Source organism: Nocardia sp. NPDC003183 (assembly GCF_053590715.1).
This window is the reverse complement of sequence record NZ_JBSFTG010000005.1, coordinates 266,065-281,830: the sequence shown is the minus strand read 5'-3', so window position 1 is coordinate 281,830 and position 15,766 is coordinate 266,065. Positions and strand designations below refer to the sequence as shown.

The 15,766-nt window shown below is 67.7% G+C and carries 15 protein-coding genes; 10 read left to right on the top strand and 5 right to left on the bottom strand.

All coding sequences use genetic code 11. The features are described from left to right. The first annotated feature begins 50 nt into the window (after positions 1-50). From ACWDXS_RS19555 to ACWDXS_RS19540, 4 genes are all read left to right on the top strand, one after another. Positions 51-824 carry an ABC transporter permease gene (locus tag ACWDXS_RS19555; protein ID WP_378989117.1) on the top strand — a complete coding sequence of 258 codons (774 nt, stop codon included), beginning with the start codon at positions 51-53 and terminating at the stop codon, positions 822-824. Next, on the top strand, positions 821-1,801 hold the full coding sequence (locus ACWDXS_RS19550; RefSeq protein WP_449967427.1) for a glycine betaine ABC transporter substrate-binding protein: 981 nt from the start codon (positions 821-823) through the stop codon (positions 1,799-1,801). Before ACWDXS_RS19555 ends, ACWDXS_RS19550 begins: the two co-directional genes overlap by 4 nt. A gap of 174 nt (positions 1,802-1,975) precedes the next feature. Then, positions 1,976-2,836: a 3-hydroxyacyl-CoA dehydrogenase gene (locus tag ACWDXS_RS19545; RefSeq protein ID WP_387442405.1), complete on the top strand. Its 861-nt coding sequence runs from the start codon at positions 1,976-1,978 to the stop codon at positions 2,834-2,836. A 36-nt stretch (positions 2,837-2,872) separates the two neighbouring features. Next, complete coding sequence (locus tag ACWDXS_RS19540; RefSeq protein WP_387442408.1) at positions 2,873-4,639, top strand: oleate hydratase; 1,767 nt, start codon at positions 2,873-2,875, stop codon at positions 4,637-4,639. Positions 4,640-4,696: 57 nt separating this feature from the next. Here ACWDXS_RS19540 and ACWDXS_RS19535 read toward each other — a convergent pair whose 3' ends face one another. The 4 genes from ACWDXS_RS19535 to ACWDXS_RS19520 form a co-directional block, all read right to left on the bottom strand. Beyond that, positions 4,697-5,587: an amino acid ABC transporter permease gene (locus ACWDXS_RS19535; protein WP_378988536.1), complete on the bottom strand. Its 891-nt coding sequence runs from the start codon at positions 5,585-5,587 to the stop codon at positions 4,697-4,699. Then, positions 5,584-6,255, bottom strand: coding sequence for an amino acid ABC transporter permease (locus ACWDXS_RS19530; protein ID WP_378626608.1), 672 nt, complete (start codon positions 6,253-6,255; stop codon positions 5,584-5,586). The genes ACWDXS_RS19535 and ACWDXS_RS19530 overlap by 4 nt, the downstream gene beginning before the upstream one ends. 92 nt (positions 6,256-6,347) lie before the next feature. Next, on the bottom strand, positions 6,348-7,184 hold the full coding sequence (locus ACWDXS_RS19525) for a glutamate ABC transporter substrate-binding protein (protein WP_378988538.1): 837 nt from the start codon (positions 7,182-7,184) through the stop codon (positions 6,348-6,350). A 35-nt stretch (positions 7,185-7,219) separates the two neighbouring features. Then, positions 7,220-7,948: an amino acid ABC transporter ATP-binding protein gene (locus ACWDXS_RS19520; RefSeq protein WP_378655486.1), complete on the bottom strand. Its 729-nt coding sequence runs from the start codon at positions 7,946-7,948 to the stop codon at positions 7,220-7,222. Between the two features lie 241 nt (positions 7,949-8,189). On the opposite strand from ACWDXS_RS19520, the gene miaB reads away from it, so the two are divergent. Together miaB and ACWDXS_RS19510 are read left to right on the top strand one after the other, a co-directional pair. Then, positions 8,190-9,746, top strand: coding sequence for a tRNA (N6-isopentenyl adenosine(37)-C2)-methylthiotransferase MiaB (gene miaB / locus ACWDXS_RS19515; protein WP_378988540.1), 1,557 nt, complete (start codon positions 8,190-8,192; stop codon positions 9,744-9,746). A gap of 89 nt (positions 9,747-9,835) precedes the next feature. After that, the gene (locus ACWDXS_RS19510; RefSeq protein ID WP_378988542.1) at positions 9,836-10,435 is read left to right on the top strand and encodes an Rv2732c family membrane protein; all 600 of its coding nucleotides are present in this window, start codon (positions 9,836-9,838) and stop codon (positions 10,433-10,435) included. 57 nt (positions 10,436-10,492) lie between these two features. Here ACWDXS_RS19510 and ACWDXS_RS19505 read toward each other — a convergent pair whose 3' ends face one another. Continuing rightward, complete coding sequence (locus ACWDXS_RS19505) at positions 10,493-11,872, bottom strand: DUF349 domain-containing protein (RefSeq protein WP_378988544.1); 1,380 nt, start codon at positions 11,870-11,872, stop codon at positions 10,493-10,495. Between the two features lie 263 nt (positions 11,873-12,135). Here ACWDXS_RS19505 and ACWDXS_RS19500 point away from each other — a divergent pair, with 263 nt between their 5' ends. The 4 genes from ACWDXS_RS19500 to dapF are packed head-to-tail and all read left to right on the top strand — an operon-like array spanning position 12,136 to position 15,603. Next, positions 12,136-12,909, top strand: coding sequence for a hypothetical protein (locus ACWDXS_RS19500; protein ID WP_449967419.1), 774 nt, complete (start codon positions 12,136-12,138; stop codon positions 12,907-12,909). Then, entirely contained in the window at positions 12,906-13,844 is a 939-nt protein-coding gene (miaA, locus tag ACWDXS_RS19495) for a tRNA (adenosine(37)-N6)-dimethylallyltransferase MiaA (RefSeq protein ID WP_449967416.1), read from the top strand. Before ACWDXS_RS19500 ends, miaA begins: the two co-directional genes overlap by 4 nt. Beyond that, complete coding sequence (locus ACWDXS_RS19490; protein WP_387442418.1) at positions 13,841-14,677, top strand: TrmH family RNA methyltransferase; 837 nt, start codon at positions 13,841-13,843, stop codon at positions 14,675-14,677. Before miaA ends, ACWDXS_RS19490 begins: the two co-directional genes overlap by 4 nt. Positions 14,678-14,721: 44 nt before the next feature. Next, on the top strand, positions 14,722-15,603 hold the full coding sequence (gene dapF, locus ACWDXS_RS19485) for a diaminopimelate epimerase (RefSeq protein ID WP_449967507.1): 882 nt from the start codon (positions 14,722-14,724) through the stop codon (positions 15,601-15,603). Positions 15,604-15,766: the final 163 nt, after the last annotated feature.

Here is a 15,766-nt window from a genome sequence, read left to right as displayed (position 1 = left end):
GTGAGGAGATCGATATCGTGACGAATTCTGTTGCCACCTCTTCGCGTTCGATCGTCGACGTCCCCGCCGCGACCGCTGCCCCCGCCACCCAGCGTCGCGCGGAATACCTCCGCCTGCTGGCTCAGCCGGTGATCGTGCTGATCCTCACCGTCGGGGTGCTGGTCTGGGCGTTCCGGCGCGATCTCACCGTCACCCAGCAGGCCAGCATCAGCGTGCGCAATGTCGCCCAGGTGACCTGGCAGCACATCTTGATCACGGCGGCGGTCGTGCTCATCGTCGTGGTGCTGGCCGTGCCGCTCGGGACATTGCTCACCAGGCACCGATTCCGCCGTCTGGCCCCGATATTCGTCGGCATCGCCAATATCGGGGCATCGGCGCCGGCGATCGGCCTGATCGTGCTGTGCTACCTGGTCACCCGCACCACCGGGTTCTGGGTGGGTGTCGCGCCGATCGCGTTCTGCTCGCTGCTGCCGGTGCTGCGCAATACGATCCTGGGCTACCAGGAGGTCGACCCCGCCCTGATAGACGCGGGCCGGGGACAGGGCATGTCGGCGGGACTCGTGTTGCGCCGCATCGAGTTCCCACTCGCGGTGCCCTACATCCTGGCCGGCCTGCGGACTTCGTTGGTGCTGGCCGTCGGCACCGCCACCCTGTCGTTCATGGTGAGTGCGGGTGGACTCGGCATTCTCATCGACACCGGTTACAAACTGCGCGACACCGTGACTCTGACGCTCGGCGCGGTGCTCGCCGTCGCGCTGGCGCTGTTCGTCGACTGGCTGGGCGCGCTGGCCGAACAGTTTCTCGGTCCGAGGGGGTTGCGGTGAGATTCACCGGATTGTTGCGCGGACTGGTCCCGGTGCTGAGCGTCGTGGTGCTCGCGAGTTGCGGTCTGCAGTCGGGCGGTTCGGTGCCGCTGCCCGTGGGACCGGGCAGTATCGAGCAGGTGCCGGAACTCGACGGTGTCGCGGTCACGGTGGGCTCCAAGGACTTCACCGAGGCCAACATCCTCGGCTACATGATCGAATTCGCCTTGACGGCCGCGGGCGCGAATGTGCGTGACCTGACCAATATCCAAGGCTCCAACAGCCTGCGCGACGCGCAACTGAACGGCCAGATCGACATCGCCTACGACTACACCGGCACCGGCTGGATCAACTACCTCGGCAAGGAGAAGCCGATCCCCACCGAGGCGGCGCAGTTCGACGCGGTCCGCGACGCCGACCTGGCCGAACACAACATGGTCTGGGCGGCGATGGCGCCGATGAACAACACCTACGCCCTGGTCACGAGCAAGGGCACCGCCGAGGAAACCGGCGTGCGCACGCTGTCGGACTACGCGAAACTCCTCGCGAAAGATCCCGCTGCGGCGGCCACCTGCGTCGGCACCGAGTTCAACGTCCGCCCGGACGGCTATCCCGGTCTGGCTGCCGCCTACGGGATCGACCCGGGCAAGGCCCAGCGCCAGATCGTCCAGGACGCGCTCGTCTACCAGGCCACCGCCGACGCGAAGCAGTGCCGCTTCGGCTCGGTCGCCGCCACCGACGGCCGCATCCCCGCGCTCGAACTGGTGCTCCTCGAAGACGACAAGGCCTTTTTCCCGAAGTACAACGCGTCGCTGGTCATGCACCGCGATTTCGCCGACGCGCACCCCGAGGCCGTGCAGGTGATGGCACCGATCTCCGCCCGTCTCACCAACGAGGTGATCACCGAACTCAACCGTCAGGTCGACATCGACGGTCGCGAACCCGCCGATGTCGCCCGTGACTGGATGGTCGCCGAGGGCCTCGTCACCGCCGGCTGACCCACTGTGCCGGTTTGCCGAACTGTTACCAGTATCTGCCCGAGATGTCCGGAACGCGTGGGTCGCTCACACCAACGCCTCAGCTTCTCGGTCCATGATGGACGGCGGTAGAGACACCGGAAACCAGGACGCGCAGCGGTGGGGGTGCCCGCGTCCAGACTGGGAGGCTGACGCATGACCATCGAATTCCGCAAGGTGACAGTCCTCGGGACGGGGGTGCTCGGATCCCAGATCGCCTTCCAGACCGCCTTCCACGGGTTCGACGTCACCGCCTACGACATCGACGACGCGGCGCTCACCGCCGCACGCACCCGATTCGATGGACTCGCCGCGGTGTATCAGCAGGACGTGGCAGGCGCCGATGCGAGCAACACCGCGGCGACCGCGGCGCGCATCACCCTGACCACCGATCTGGCCACCGCGGCGGCCGAGGCGGACCTCATCATCGAGGCGGTGCCGGAGGTACTCGAGATCAAGCGCGACCTGTACGGCAAGCTCGGTGCGCTCGCGCCCGAACGCACCGTGTTCGCGACGAATTCCTCGACGCTGCTGCCCAGCGACATCGTCGACTACACCGGGCGCCCCGATCGGTTCCTGGCGCTGCACTTCGCCAACCACGTCTGGAAGTTCAACACCGCCGAGGTGATGGGCACCGAGCAGACCGATCCGGCGGTGTTCGCCGCCGTGGTGGAGTTCGCGAAAGCGATCGGCATGGTGCCGATCGAATTGCACAAGGAGAAGGCGGGTTACGTCCTCAACTCGCTGCTGGTGCCGTTCCTGAATTCCGGAATCGAGCTCGCCGCGGGCGGATATGCCGAGCCCGCCGCGGTCGACGAGACCTGGCGCATCGCCACCGGCGCACCCATGGGCCCGTTCCAGATCCTCGACATCGTCGGCCTGACCACTCCGTACAACATCCTGATCAACGGCAGCGCCGCCCACAAGAAGCTCGCGGCCTGGCTCAAGGAGAACTACATCGACAAGGGCAAGCTCGGTGCCGCCACCGGAGAGGGGTTCTACCGCTACAGCGCATAGTCCCGCTCGACTTTCCGGAACGGACAGAGGAGACGGATGTACTACAGCAGTGGCAATTACGAAGCGTTCGCCCGGCCGCGCAAACCCGAAGGGGTGGACGCCAAATCGGCCTGGTTCGTCGGTGCCGGGCTGGCCTCGCTCTCCGGCGCGGCGTTCCTCATCAGGGACGGGCAGCTGGCGGCCGACAAGATCACCGTGCTGGAGCGGCTGGCTCTGCCCGGCGGCGCGCTCGACGGCATCAGGGAACCGAAGAAGGGGTTCGTCATTCGCGGCGGGCGCGAGATGGAGAACCACTTCGAATGCCTGTGGGACCTCTATCGTTCGGTGCCGTCGATGGAGATCGAGGGCGCCAGCGTGCTCGACGAGTTCTACTGGCTCAACAAGGACGACCCGAACTTCTCCCTGCAGCGGGCCACCGTGCAACGGGGCCAGGACGCGCACACCGACGGCTTGTTCACGCTCACCGATCGTGCGCAGAAGGACATCGTGAAGGTGTTCCTCGCCACCCGCGAGCAGATGGAGAACAAGCGCATCGACGAGGTGTTCGGCCCGGACTTCCTGGCCAGCAACTTCTGGCTGTACTGGCGCACCATGTTCGCGTTCGAGGAATGGCACAGCGCGCTGGAGATGAAGCTGTACCTGCACCGGTTCATCCACCACATCGGTGGCCTGCCCGACTTCTCCGCGTTGAAGTTCACCAAATACAACCAGTACGAGTCGCTGGTGCTGCCGCTGTACCGGTGGCTGCTCGACCAGGGTGTGCGATTCCGCTTCGACACCGAGGTCACCGACGTCGACTTCGACATCAGCGGGCCGCGCAAGCAGGCCACCCGGCTGCACTGGGTGTCCGAGGGTGTCGAGGGCGGGGTCGACCTGACCGCGGACGACCTGCTGTTCGTCACCATCGGCTCGCTCACCGAGAACTCGAACGAGGGCGATCAGCACACTCCCGCCCGGCTCGACGAGGGACCTGCCCCGGCCTGGGATCTGTGGCGGCGCATCGCCGCCAAGGACCCCGCGTTCGGCCATCCGGAGGTCTTCGGCGGCCACATCCCGGAGACCAAATGGGAGTCGGCCACGGTCACCACCCTCGACGAGCGCATTCCCCGCTACATCCAGAAGATCTGCAAGCGAGACCCGTTCAGCGGCAAAGTGGTCACCGGCGGCATCGTGACGGCGAAGGACTCGTCCTGGCTGATGAGCTGGACGGTGAACCGGCAGCCGCACTTCAAGCAGCAGCCCGCCGATCAGATCGTGGTGTGGGTGTACGCGCTGTTCGTCGATCGGCCAGGCGATTTCGTGAAGAAGTCGATGCAGGACTGTACGGGTGCGGAGATCACCCAGGAATGGCTGTACCACCTGGGTGTTCCCGAAGCCGAGATCCCGGAGATGGCCGCGGACGCCGCGACGTGCGTCCCGGTGATGATGCCGTATGTCACCGCGTTCTTCATGCCGCGCCAGGCCGGTGACCGCCCCGACGTGGTGCCCGCGGGCGCGGTGAACTTCGCCTTCATCGGCCAGTTCGCGGAGACCACCCGCGACTGCATCTTCACCACCGAGTACTCGGTGCGCACCGGTATGGAAGCGGCCTACACGTTGCTCGGTGTCGAGCGGGGAGTGCCGGAGGTCTTCGGCTCCACCTACGACATCCGGTCGCTGCTCGCGGCGACCAGCAAGTTGCGCGACGGCGAGGAGATGAGCCTGCCCGGACCTGAGTTCGTCCGCAATCGACTGCTGAAGAAGCTCGACGACACCGAGATCGGGCCGCTGCTGCGCGAATTCGGCCTCATCGGCGAGGACTAGGTAACAACGATCGGGGCCCGATCCGGACGGATCGGGCCCCGATCGTCGTGGGTGGGACTACTTCTTGGTGATGTCCACGCCGGGCGCGGCGTCGGCGAGGATCGAGTCGGCAGCCAGCACCGCGCCACCGCTCTTCTTCCGCGACCGCAACCGCTTTTCCAGGGTGGTGGCCAGGAAGCTCAGCGCCATGTTGAGCGAGATCATGATCAGCGCGATGACGATCAGCGCGGGGATCGTGTTCTGCAACGACGCGCCTTCTTGCTGACCCGACCGCACCAGCTCCACGTAGGTGATCTGGTAGCCCAGCGCGGTGTCCTTGAGGACAACGACCATCTGCGAGACCAGTGCGGGCAGCATGGCCGTGATGGCCTGCGGCAGCAGGATCAACCGCATGAGCTGGTTCTTGCGCAGCCCCAGCGCCACGGCGGCTTCGGTCTGTCCCTTGGGCAGCGACTTGATGCCCGCGCGCACGATCTCGGCGATGACCGCGGAGTTGTAGATGATCAGCGCGATGACCACCGCGGCCAGCGCGAGCTGATCGGACGGGAACAGGTCGTAGTCGCCGAACACCGCGAACAGGAAGATCATCAGGATCAGCACCGGGATCGCCCTGGCGAACTCGACGATCGTGCCCGCGACCCAGCGCACCCACGCGTGGTCCGACAGGCGCAGGATCCCGAAGATCATGCCGAAGAACACCGAGCCGATGATCGAGATCACGGCGGCGGTGAGGGTGCCTTCCAGACCGGGCAGGAGATAGGTTTCCCAGATCTCGGACTCGAGGAACGGCTTCCACTTGGCCGCGGTGAACTGGCCCTTGTCGGCGAACGCGTCGTAGAGCCACCAGCCCGCGCCGACCAGCACGACGACGACCAGAACCGAGTACAGGTTGTGACGCAGCCGCGCGCGGGGCCCCGGAGCGTCGAACAGAACCGAAGCGCCGCTCATCGTGCCACCTCGTATCGCTTGGCCAGCCAGCCGAACAACAGCCCGGTCGGCAGGGTGAGGACGACGAAGCCGAGCGCGAAGATCGCACCGATGGTGAGAATGGCGGCTTCGTTCTCGATCATCGCGCCCATCAGGTACGCGGCTTCGGCGACGCCGATGACGGAGGCGACCGTCGAATTCTTGGTCAGCGCGATCAGCACACTGCCCAGGGGCGCGATCACGGCCCGGAAGGCTTGGGGCAGCACGATCAATCGCAGGTTCTGGGCGAATCCGAAGCCCAGCGACCGGCCCGCTTCGGACTGGCCGAGCGCGACGGTATTGATGCCCGAACGCAGCGATTCGCAGACGAAGGCGGCGGTGTAGACGCTCAGGCCGATGATCGCCCAGCGATAGTTGATGACCTTGATCTCGTCACTGCCGAGTTTCCACCCGAGGGTGCTGTACAGGCCGAGCGAGGTGAATACCAGGATCAGGGTGAGCGGAGTGTTGCGGAAGACCGCTACATACGCCGCGCCGACCCAGCGCGCGACCGGAATCGGGGATACGCGCATGCCGGCGACGACGGTACCGATGACGAGCGCACCGATCGCCGAGAAGAAGGTGAGTTTGATGGTTACCCAGAACGCATCGAGGATTTGGTTGTCATACCTCGAGATCAGGTCGAACACGGACGCGCGTCCTCCGATCGGTGTGAAAGCCAGCAGGACAACACCGCATCGGTGACCCGGGAAACCCCGGGCCACCGATGGTCAGTGGTTGATCAGTAGCGGTCGACGGTCGGCGGTGCCGGCACCGCGATACCGGTACCCGCGAAGTTCTTCTCCTGCGAGGCCTTCCACGAACCGTCATCGATCATCGCCTGGATGGCGTCGTTGACCTTGCCGCGCAGCTCCGAATCGCCCTTCTTCAGGCCGATGCCGTACTTCTCGGTGGTGAAGGGCTTGTTCACCAGCTTGAAGGTGCCCGGCGACTGCGCGGCGTAACCGGCCAGGATGACGTTGTCGGTGGTGACCGCGTCGATCGCGCCGCTACGCATCGCCTCGATGCACAGCGAGTAGGTGTCGTAGGTCTGCAGCTGCGCCTGCGGGTAGTTCTTCTCGATGTTCTGGGCCGGGGTGGAGCCCTTCACCGAGCAGACCTTCTTGCCCGAGAGGGAATCGGGGCCGGTGATGTCGGTGTTGGCGGCCGGGACGAGCAGGTCCTGGCCCGCGATGTAGTAGGGGCCGCCGAAATCGACCTTCTCCTTGCGCTTGTCGTTGATCGAGTAGGTGGCCACGACGAGGTCGACCTGACCGTTCTCGATCAGCGTCTCGCGCTGCGCCGACGGCGATTCCTTGAAGGTGAGGTTCTCCGGCTTCACGCCGAGCTTGTCGGCGACGTACTTGGCGACGTCGACGTCGAAGCCGCTGTAGGTGCCGTCGGTATTGCGCAGGCCCAGACCCGGCTGGTCGAACTTGATGCCGATGGTGAGCTTGCCGTCCTTGGCGTTGTCCAGCGCCGACTTGTTGTCACCGCCACCACAGGCCGCGGTGACGGTGGCTGCCAATACCAGTGCCGCTGCGCCGATTCCGACGCGCATCGCACGATTGATCCTCATGGGTTTCCTTCTCCTTGTGACAATGGTGCTGCGACTCAGTGACTGAGAATTTTGCCGAGGAAGTCCCTGGCGCGTTCGGATTTCGGTGCGGTGAAGAACGTTTCGGGCGCGGCGTCTTCGACGATCTCGCCGTCGGCCATGAACAGCACGCGGTCGCCCGCACGGCGGGCGAAGCCCATCTCGTGGGTGACCACGAGCATGGTCATGCCTTCCTTGGCCAGCGCCACCATCACGTCGAGCACCTCGTTGACCATCTCGGGGTCGAGCGCCGAGGTCGGCTCGTCGAACAGCATGACTTTGGGATCCATGGCCAGTGAGCGGGCGATCGCCACGCGCTGCTGCTGGCCGCCCGAGAGCTGGGCCGGGTACTTGTCGGCCTGGTTGGCGATGCCGACCCGCTCGAGCAGGGCGAGGGCGTGCTTGCGCGCCTCGTCCTTCTTCTTCCCGCGGACCTTCGTCGGCGCCAGCATCACGTTCTCGAGGATGGTCTTGTGCGCGAACAGGTTGAACGACTGGAACACCATGCCCACCTCGGCGCGCAGCGCGGCGAGAGCCTTGCCCTCGTCGGGCAGTGCGACGCCGTCGATGGCGATGTCACCGGAGTCGATCGGTTCGAGGCGATTGATCGTGCGGCACAGGGTGGATTTCCCCGAACCCGACGGGCCCAGGACGATCACGACCTGCCCACGGGGCACTTCGAGGTGGATATCGCGCAGGACATGGAGCTCACCGAAGTGTTTGTCCACGTTGCGCATCGAGATCATCGGCGGAGCAGCGGTGGTGGCTGCGGCGTCGGCGTTCCCGTTCGCGGGTGCGGCGTCGTCGGTCATGGTCAGAAACCTTATGTCCATTCTGGAGAATTGCCCGGCTTTCGAAGACATGCCGTGACGGCACGCCGAAACGACACCTGCTGGTAACCCGGCGGCTGCCCGTTACCTTTGCGTATTATCGCGCGAACGCAACCGTGACGCGCATCACATTCAGGGCTGCCCGTACCCTGGACAGGTGGATTCGACGGTTCAGGACGCGACTGAGGGCGCGACGCAGCACAGCTCTGTGGCGCAGCGCAGCTATGAGGTTCGCACATTCGGCTGCCAGATGAACGTGCACGACTCCGAACGCCTGTCCGGGCTGCTCGAGGACGCGGGCTATGTCAAGGCCGCCACCGGAGAGACGCCCGATCTGATGGTGTTCAACACCTGCGCGGTGCGCGAGAACGCCGACAACAAGCTCTACGGCACACTCGGTCAGCTGGTCCCGGTCAAGCAGGGGCGCCCCGGTATGCAGATCGCCGTCGGCGGCTGCCTGGCGCAGAAGGATCGCGAGACCGTGGTGCGCAAGGCGCCGTGGGTCGACGTGGTGTTCGGCACCCACAACATCGGTTCGCTGCCGGTGCTGCTCGAGCGGGCCCGTCACAACGAGCAGGCGCAGGTGGAGATCCTCGAATCGCTCGAGGCTTTCCCGTCGACGCTGCCCGCCAAGCGGGAGTCGGCCTACGCGGGCTGGGTGTCGATCTCGGTGGGCTGCAACAACACCTGCACGTTCTGCATCGTGCCCGCACTGCGTGGCAAGGAAGTGGATCGTCGTCCCGGAGACGTGCTCGCCGAGGTGCAGGCGCTGGTCGACCAGGGCGTGCTGGAAGTGACCCTGCTCGGACAGAACGTCAACTCCTACGGCGTGAACTTCGTCGATCCCGAGCAGCCGCGCGACCGTGGCGCGTTCGCGCAGCTGCTGCGCGCGACCGGACAGATCGAGGGCCTCGAACGCGTGCGGTTCACCTCCCCGCATCCCGCGGAGTTCACCGACGACGTGATCGAGGCGATGGCGGCCACCCCGAACGTCTGCCCGCAGCTGCACATGCCGCTGCAATCGGGTTCGGATCGGGTGCTGAAAGCGATGCGCCGTTCTTACCGCAAGGAGCGTTTCCTCGGCATCATCGACAAGGTGCGCGCCGCGATGCCGCACGCGTCGATCACCACCGACATCATCGTGGGCTTCCCCGGCGAGACCGAGGAGGACTTCCTCGAGACCCTCGACGTGGTCCGGCGCGCCCGCTTCACCAGCGCCTACACCTTCCAGTACTCCAAGCGTCCCGGAACTCCGGCCGCCGACCTGCCCGATCAGCTGCCCAAGCAGGTCGTGCAGGAACGCTTCGAACGCCTGATCGCCTTGCAGGACCAGGTCTCCTGGGAGAACAACCAGGCGCTCATCGGCACCGAGGTGGAACTGCTCGTCGCCGAGGGTGCGGGCAAGAAGAACGCGGTGACCGCGCGGATGAGCGGTCGTGCGCGCGACGGCAGGCTGGTGCACTTCCGGCCCGGCGACGTGACCGGCATCCGGCCGGGCGACATCGTCACCGTCGACATCACCGAGGCGGCGCCGCACCATCTCATCGCCGACAGCGCGGTGAAATCGCATCGACGTACCGCCGCCGGTGACGCGCACGAACGCGGCATCACGCCCAAAACGGCGCCGATCGGTGTCGGTCTCGGGTTGCCCCGGATCGGCGCGCCGATCATCGAGACGGTCGAGAGCGGCTGTTCGACGGGGTGCTCGTCGTGAGCGACGACAAATCTACTACCGGTCGTAGTGGGTCGGATGCGAACGGCGCGTCCGGTGATGGCACAGTGGGACCCGCCAACGACCAGCCTGTGGACAGGAGCGGACACGCGGTGAACCCGGCGCGCAACGACGAGGATTTCGAACAATTCCGCGGTGAGCTCGACGCGGTCGAGCGCCGCATCGCCGGTGAGATCGACCCCGGCGCGCGAGCGCTGGTGGTGGCGGGCGCGGTCTTCGCGCTGCTGATCTCGCTGGTCCTGCCGACCGCCGGTACGGCGCGCGGCTTCGACGTGCTGCTCGCCACCGATGCGGCGGGGGTCGAACACATCGGCCTGCCGTCGCGGATCTTCGTGTGGCTGGTCATCGTCTTCGGTGTCGGCTTCTCGCTGCTGGCGCTGACCACCCGTCGCTGGGTTCTGGCCTGGATCGCCTGCGCGGGGTCGGCCGTGGGCTCGGTGTTCGGTGTGCTCTCGATCTGGCACCGCCAGACCCCGGGCCTGGGCAACTACCAGGGCGCGGGTCCGGGGATCGGCCTCATCCTGGGCACCCTCGCGATCATGGTGCTCACCTTCCACTGGGTTCGGGTGGTGTGGAGCCGCACCGCCGTGCAACTCGCCGCGGAGGAACAGCGTCGCACCGCGGCCCGCGAAGCCGAGGATCGCGACCGCAAGCGACTCAGCGGCGAATAGTCCTGCCAGACAAGAAAACCCCCGACCGAATCGGCCGGGGGTTTCTTTCTGTCGCGCTCACAGATTGCTGACTGCGCCCTCTGCGGCTTCGGCCCATTCGCGCCACTGCTGTGCCTGCTCGAGCGCCTTCTCCGCATCGCGCTTCTTGCCCGCCGCGGTGGCCTTGGCGGCCTGCTCCTCGAACTGGGCGACCCGCTCACGGAACTGCGCGGCTCGCGCGACGGCCTCGGGATCGGAACGACGCCACTGCTGATCGGCCGCGTCGCGAACCCGCTTCTCGATGGCGCGCAGCTTGGCTTCGAGTTCCTGCATGCGCTCGCGGGGGACCTTGCCGATGGCGTCCCACTTGTCCTGCAGCTCGCGCAGCGCGTTGCGGGCGGCGTCCACGCCGTTGGCCGGGTCGATGTGCTCGTAGGCGGCCAGCAGTTCCAGCTTGGCGGCGGCGTTGTGATCGAACTCGGCGTCGCGTTCGCTGACCGCCGCGTTGCGGGCGGCGAAGAACACATCCTGGGCGCTCTTGAACCGTCGCCACAGCGACTCGTCGGCCTCGCGCGGTGCCCGGCCCGCGGCCTTCCACTCGGTGAGCAGGTCGCGGAACACCGCGGCGGTGCCGGTCCAGTCGGTGGAGTCGGCCAGCTCCTCGGCGCGCACGCACAGCTCTTCCTTGCGCGTCTTGGCGGTGGCGCGTTCGCGGTCGAGGTCGGCGAAGTGGGCGCCGCGCCGGCGGTTGAACGCCTCACGGGCCTTGGAATAGCGCTTCCACAGCGCGTCGTCGACCTTGCGGTCGACCCCGCGGATCGACTTCCACTCGTCGAGGATCTCGCGCAGCCGGTCGCCCGCGGCCTTCCACTGGGTGGATTCGGCGGCGATCTGCTCGGCCTCGGCGGCGAGAGCTTCCTTGCGCTCGGTGTGCTCGTGGCGGGCGCGGTCCTTCTCCTCCTTGGCGTGCGCGGCGGCTTCCTCGGAGTGTTCGGTGATGACCTGTAGCCGAGCGGCGAGGCCGTCGATATCGCCGATGACGGCCGCCGTCGGCAGCGTCTCGGCCAGTGCCAGCGCGGCGGCCTTGGTCTTGCGGGCATCGGCCCCCGCGGCCAGCCTGGCCTCGAGCAGCGCGACCTCGGTCGCCAGATCGTCGAAGCGGCGGCCGAAGTGCGCCAAGCCCTCGGCGACGTCGCCCGCCTGCCAGGAGCCGACGATCCGTTCGCCATCCGCGGTCCGCACCCAGGCGGTGCCGTCTTCGTCGACGCGACCCCACTTGCCCGGGTCGGTGGCACTGGGCACGATCACGGCGTGCGGATGCGGTTGATCGGGGCCCGGCGCCGGTTTCACGGCATGGGGTTTCGGCGGACGCGGAGCATTCCCGCCGGGCTTGGGGGTACCGGACGGTCGCGGGGCCGGACCTGGGGTGGGCTTCGCGGTTCCGTTGCTGTCGGTCATTGCTCTCCGTCCCTGCCGCGCGTCACGGCTGCCTGGTTACGCCCTAGCACATCCCATTGAACCCGGTTCGAGCCGCGGAAACCATCGATCCGGAGGATCGAATAGCGGATTTCCTGGGATTTCGTCCCGGACGACGTGGGTAGTCGCACCTGAAAACACTAGCAATCTCGGCGGGCATCCCTACGCCGGACACTCGCAGACCGCCGCGCGCCCGCGCCGCGCCGGATGTGGGCCCCGGTGCGCGCTGCGGCTACGGTTACCGCGTGTTCTCGATAGCGGCCCTGGTCCCGTCGCCGCCGATGCTGGTGCCCGAACTGTGTGGGCGAGTCCCGGTGTCCGGCAGCGATCCCGACGATCCGACCGTGGTGCTGCGCGCGGCCGCCCTCGACGCCGCCGCGGCCCTCGCCGAGGCCGCCGACCGGTGGGTCGTCGTCGGAGTCGGTAGCCATGACCTGACCTACGGTTCGGCGACCCGGGGGACCTTCCGTGGGTTCGGCGCCGACGTCGTCGTCGGGCTCGGCCCGGCGGGCGAGGACCCCGGTCCAGCAGACGCTCAGCTTCCCCTTCCGGTACTGGTCGCCGGATGGTTGCGGGAGCAGGTCGCGCCCCGGATCTCGGTGCGGGCCCGGCTGTTCGCCGCGGGCACGCCTGCCATCGATTGCGCCGCGGCGGGCGCCGCGCTGCGCGCCGAACTGGACAGCGAGCAGGACCCGTGCGCGGTGCTCGTCGTCGCGGACGGTGCCGCGACGTTGACGGTCAAGTCGCCCGGCTATCTCGACGAGCGGGCCACCGCTGTTCAGCACGACCTCGACGCGGCGCTGCGCACAGGTTCGCGGGCAGGCTTGGCCGCGCTCGAGCCGGACTTGTGCGCGGCGCTGCTCGTCGACGGACGCGCCGCCTACCAGGTACTCGGCGGTCTGTTCGCCGCCGATTCGGCCGATCCGCGGGTCCGTACCCTGTACCAGGGCGCACCCTACGGCGTCGGCTACGACGTGAGCGTGTGGCAACCGGGTGGACGGGAAGGGATCGACGAGTGACGAGCAGACCGATCGCGGTCGTCGGCCCCACCGCCACCGGGAAATCCGACCTCGCCCTCGATCTCGCCACCGAACTCGGCGGCGAGATCGTCAACATCGACGCGATGCAGCTCTATCGCGGGATGGATGTCGGCACCGCGAAACTGCCGCCCGACCAGCGACGCGGTATCCCGCACCACCTGCTCGACGTGCTCGACGTCACCGAGACCGCGACCGTCGCCGCCTACCAGAGCGCGGCCCGCGCCGTCGTCGAGGACATCATGGCGCGCGCGAAGACCCCGGTCATCGTCGGCGGTTCGATGATGTACGTGCAGGCGCTGCTCGACGAGTGGGATTTCCCGGCCACCGATCCCGAGGTCCGCGCCCGCTGGGAAGCGCTCCTGGAGGAGGGCGGGGTGCAGGCGCTGCACGCGGCGCTGCGCGAGGCCGACCCGGTCGCCGCGGCGACCATTCTGCCCACCGACGGGCGGCGCATGGTGCGCGCGCTCGAGGTGGTCGAGCTGACCGGTCGCCCGTTCGCCGCTTCGGCCCCGACCATCGGCGCCCCGCGCTGGAACACCGCGATTCTCGGCGTCGACCGGGAGACCGCCGCCCTCGATGCCCGCATCGAGACCCGCACCGCCCTGATGTTCGAACACGGTCTGGTCGACGAGGTCCGCGGTCTGATCGACCGGGGCCTGCGCGAAGGCCAGACCGCCCGCCGCGCGATCGGCTACGCCCAGGTGCTGGCCTACCTCGACGACGAATACGACCTCGGCCACGCCCGCGAACGCACCCTGATCGGCACCCGCCGCTATGTGCGACGGCAGCGGTCGTGGTTCCGCCGTGACCCCAGGGTCTCCTGGGTCGACGGGGCCGATCCCGAGCTCGCCGCGACCGCGCTGGCCCTGCTCTCCGAAGCGAATACCGACCCGATAGGACGGACAGCGCAGTGACGCGACGAGTGAGTACCCGCAACGCCTCGGTGCAGGTGTGGCAGGCATACCTCAACAACCGGACAAAACGTCATCGTGACGGCCGGTTCCTCGTGCAAGGCGTGCGCCCGATCACGCAGGCCCTGGCCAATGACTGGCCGCTGGAAACCCTGCTCTACCGGCTCGGTGGCCCCGAACTGTCGAGCTGGGCGCGCGAGATCCTCGACACCGCCGACGTGCCGCAGGTGGGCCTCGTGCCCGAGCTCATGGCCGATCTGGGAGAGAAGGCGGCGAGCGCACCGGAGATCGTGGCGGTCGCGGTGTCGCGACACCGCGATCTGGCCGACTACGCGCCCGGTGAGCCAGGGGAGGACGCCCCGGTGGTCGTCGTGTTCGATCGCCCGAACTCGCCCGGCAACCTCGGCACCTTGATCCGCTCGGCCGACGCCTTCGGCGCTTCCGGGGTGATCGTCACCGGCCACGGCGCCGACCAGTTCGACCCGCAGGCCGTGCGCGCCTCGACCGGCTCGCTGTTCGCCGTGCCGGTGCTGCGCGCGGCGGGCCCCGGTCAGGTGCTCGAATTCCGCGACCGCCAGGCGGCGCGCGGCATCCCCACCCGCATCGTCGGCACCGATGAACACGCGCCGGGCACCATCTACGACCACGACTTCACCGAGGCGACGATCCTGGTCGTCGGCAACGAGACCACCGGCATGAGCTCGGCCTGGGCCGACGCGTGCGACGACCTGGTCACCATCCCGATGGGCGGCACCGCCAGTTCGCTCGGCGCGCCGTCGGCGGGGGCGATCAGCCTCTACGAGATCGCCCGGCAGCGGCGTACCTTCGCCCGGTAGTGAAACCGTCGACGGCGCAGAGGAGAATGGCCGACGTGTCCGACATCGAATTCAGCAAGGGCCACGGCACCCAGAACGACTTCGTGGTGCTGCCCGACCTCGAGGTGCGCCTCGACCTGACGGCCGACCGCGTCGCCGCACTGTGCGACCGGCAGCGTGGCCTCGGCGCCGACGGCGTGTTGCGCGTGGCGAAGGCCGGTGCGTTGCTCGCCGCCGGTGTGCTGGAAGCGCTGCCGGAGGGCGTCGGCGCCGAGGACTGGTTCATGGACTACCGCAACGGTGACGGGTCGATCGCCGAGATGTGCGGCAACGGCGTGCGGGTCTTCGCGCACTACCTCGGTGCCACCGGGCTCGAACAGCGCACCGAATACGTCGTCGGCAGCCGTGCGGGCGCCCGTCCGGTCGTGGTGCACGCCGCCGGTCGGACCGACGGTGACGTGACGGTGGACATGGGCGTCGTCCGCGAACTCGGCCCGTCCACCGCGACCCTGGCGGGCTGGGCCCTGGCCGGAATCGGCATCGATGTCGGCAATCCGCATCTGGCCTGCGTCGACGACAGTCTGACCGTCGACGCGCTCGCCAAACTCGACCTGAGCGTTTCCCCCGGCTTCGACCCCGACCTGTTCCCGCACGGGGTGAACGTCGAGATCCTCACCGCGCTCGACGCGGACAACAGCGTCGACATGCGCGTGTACGAACGCGGCGTCGGCGAAACCCGTTCCTGTGGCACCGGCACCGTGGCCGCCGCCGCTGCCGCGCTGACCGCCGCCGGTGTGTCGATCGGCACCGAATCCGGCGAGGTCACCGTGCGTGTGCCGGGCGGGCAGGTGCGTGTCGGGATCGCCGACGGACGTGCCTGGTTGCGCGGTCCCTCGGTCCTGCTGGCCTCGGGAACGCTGTCGCAGTCCTGGTGGGACGCGCAGTAGCACCGATAACCGCGTGCACGCTGTCACCCGGACGTGGCAGCATAGAGAACGTATGACGAAACCAGTAGAACCCACAGAATCCACATCGGCCGAGCACACCACCGCGGCCGATCCCGACGTCGCCGCCGATCGCGGTGACGTCGATGATGCGCTGGCCCGCCAC

Bases quoted from the DNA above. Each gene is read 5' to 3' on its own strand.
- ACWDXS_RS19545 (WP_387442405.1), top strand. From the start codon at position 1,976: ATGACCATCGAATTCCGCAAGGTGACAGTCCTCGGGACGGGGGTGCTC.
- ACWDXS_RS19540 (WP_387442408.1), top strand. From the start codon at position 2,873: ATGTACTACAGCAGTGGCAATTACGAAGCGTTCGCCCGGCCGCGCAAA.
- ACWDXS_RS19535 (WP_378988536.1), bottom strand. From the start codon at position 5,587: ATGAGCGGCGCTTCGGTTCTGTTCGACGCTCCGGGGCCCCGCGCGCGG.
- ACWDXS_RS19525 (WP_378988538.1), bottom strand. From the start codon at position 7,184: ATGAGGATCAATCGTGCGATGCGCGTCGGAATCGGCGCAGCGGCACTG.
- ACWDXS_RS19520 (WP_378655486.1), bottom strand. From the start codon at position 7,948: ATGATCTCGATGCGCAACGTGGACAAACACTTCGGTGAGCTCCATGTC.
- ACWDXS_RS19505 (WP_378988544.1), bottom strand. From the start codon at position 11,872: ATGACCGACAGCAACGGAACCGCGAAGCCCACCCCAGGTCCGGCCCCG.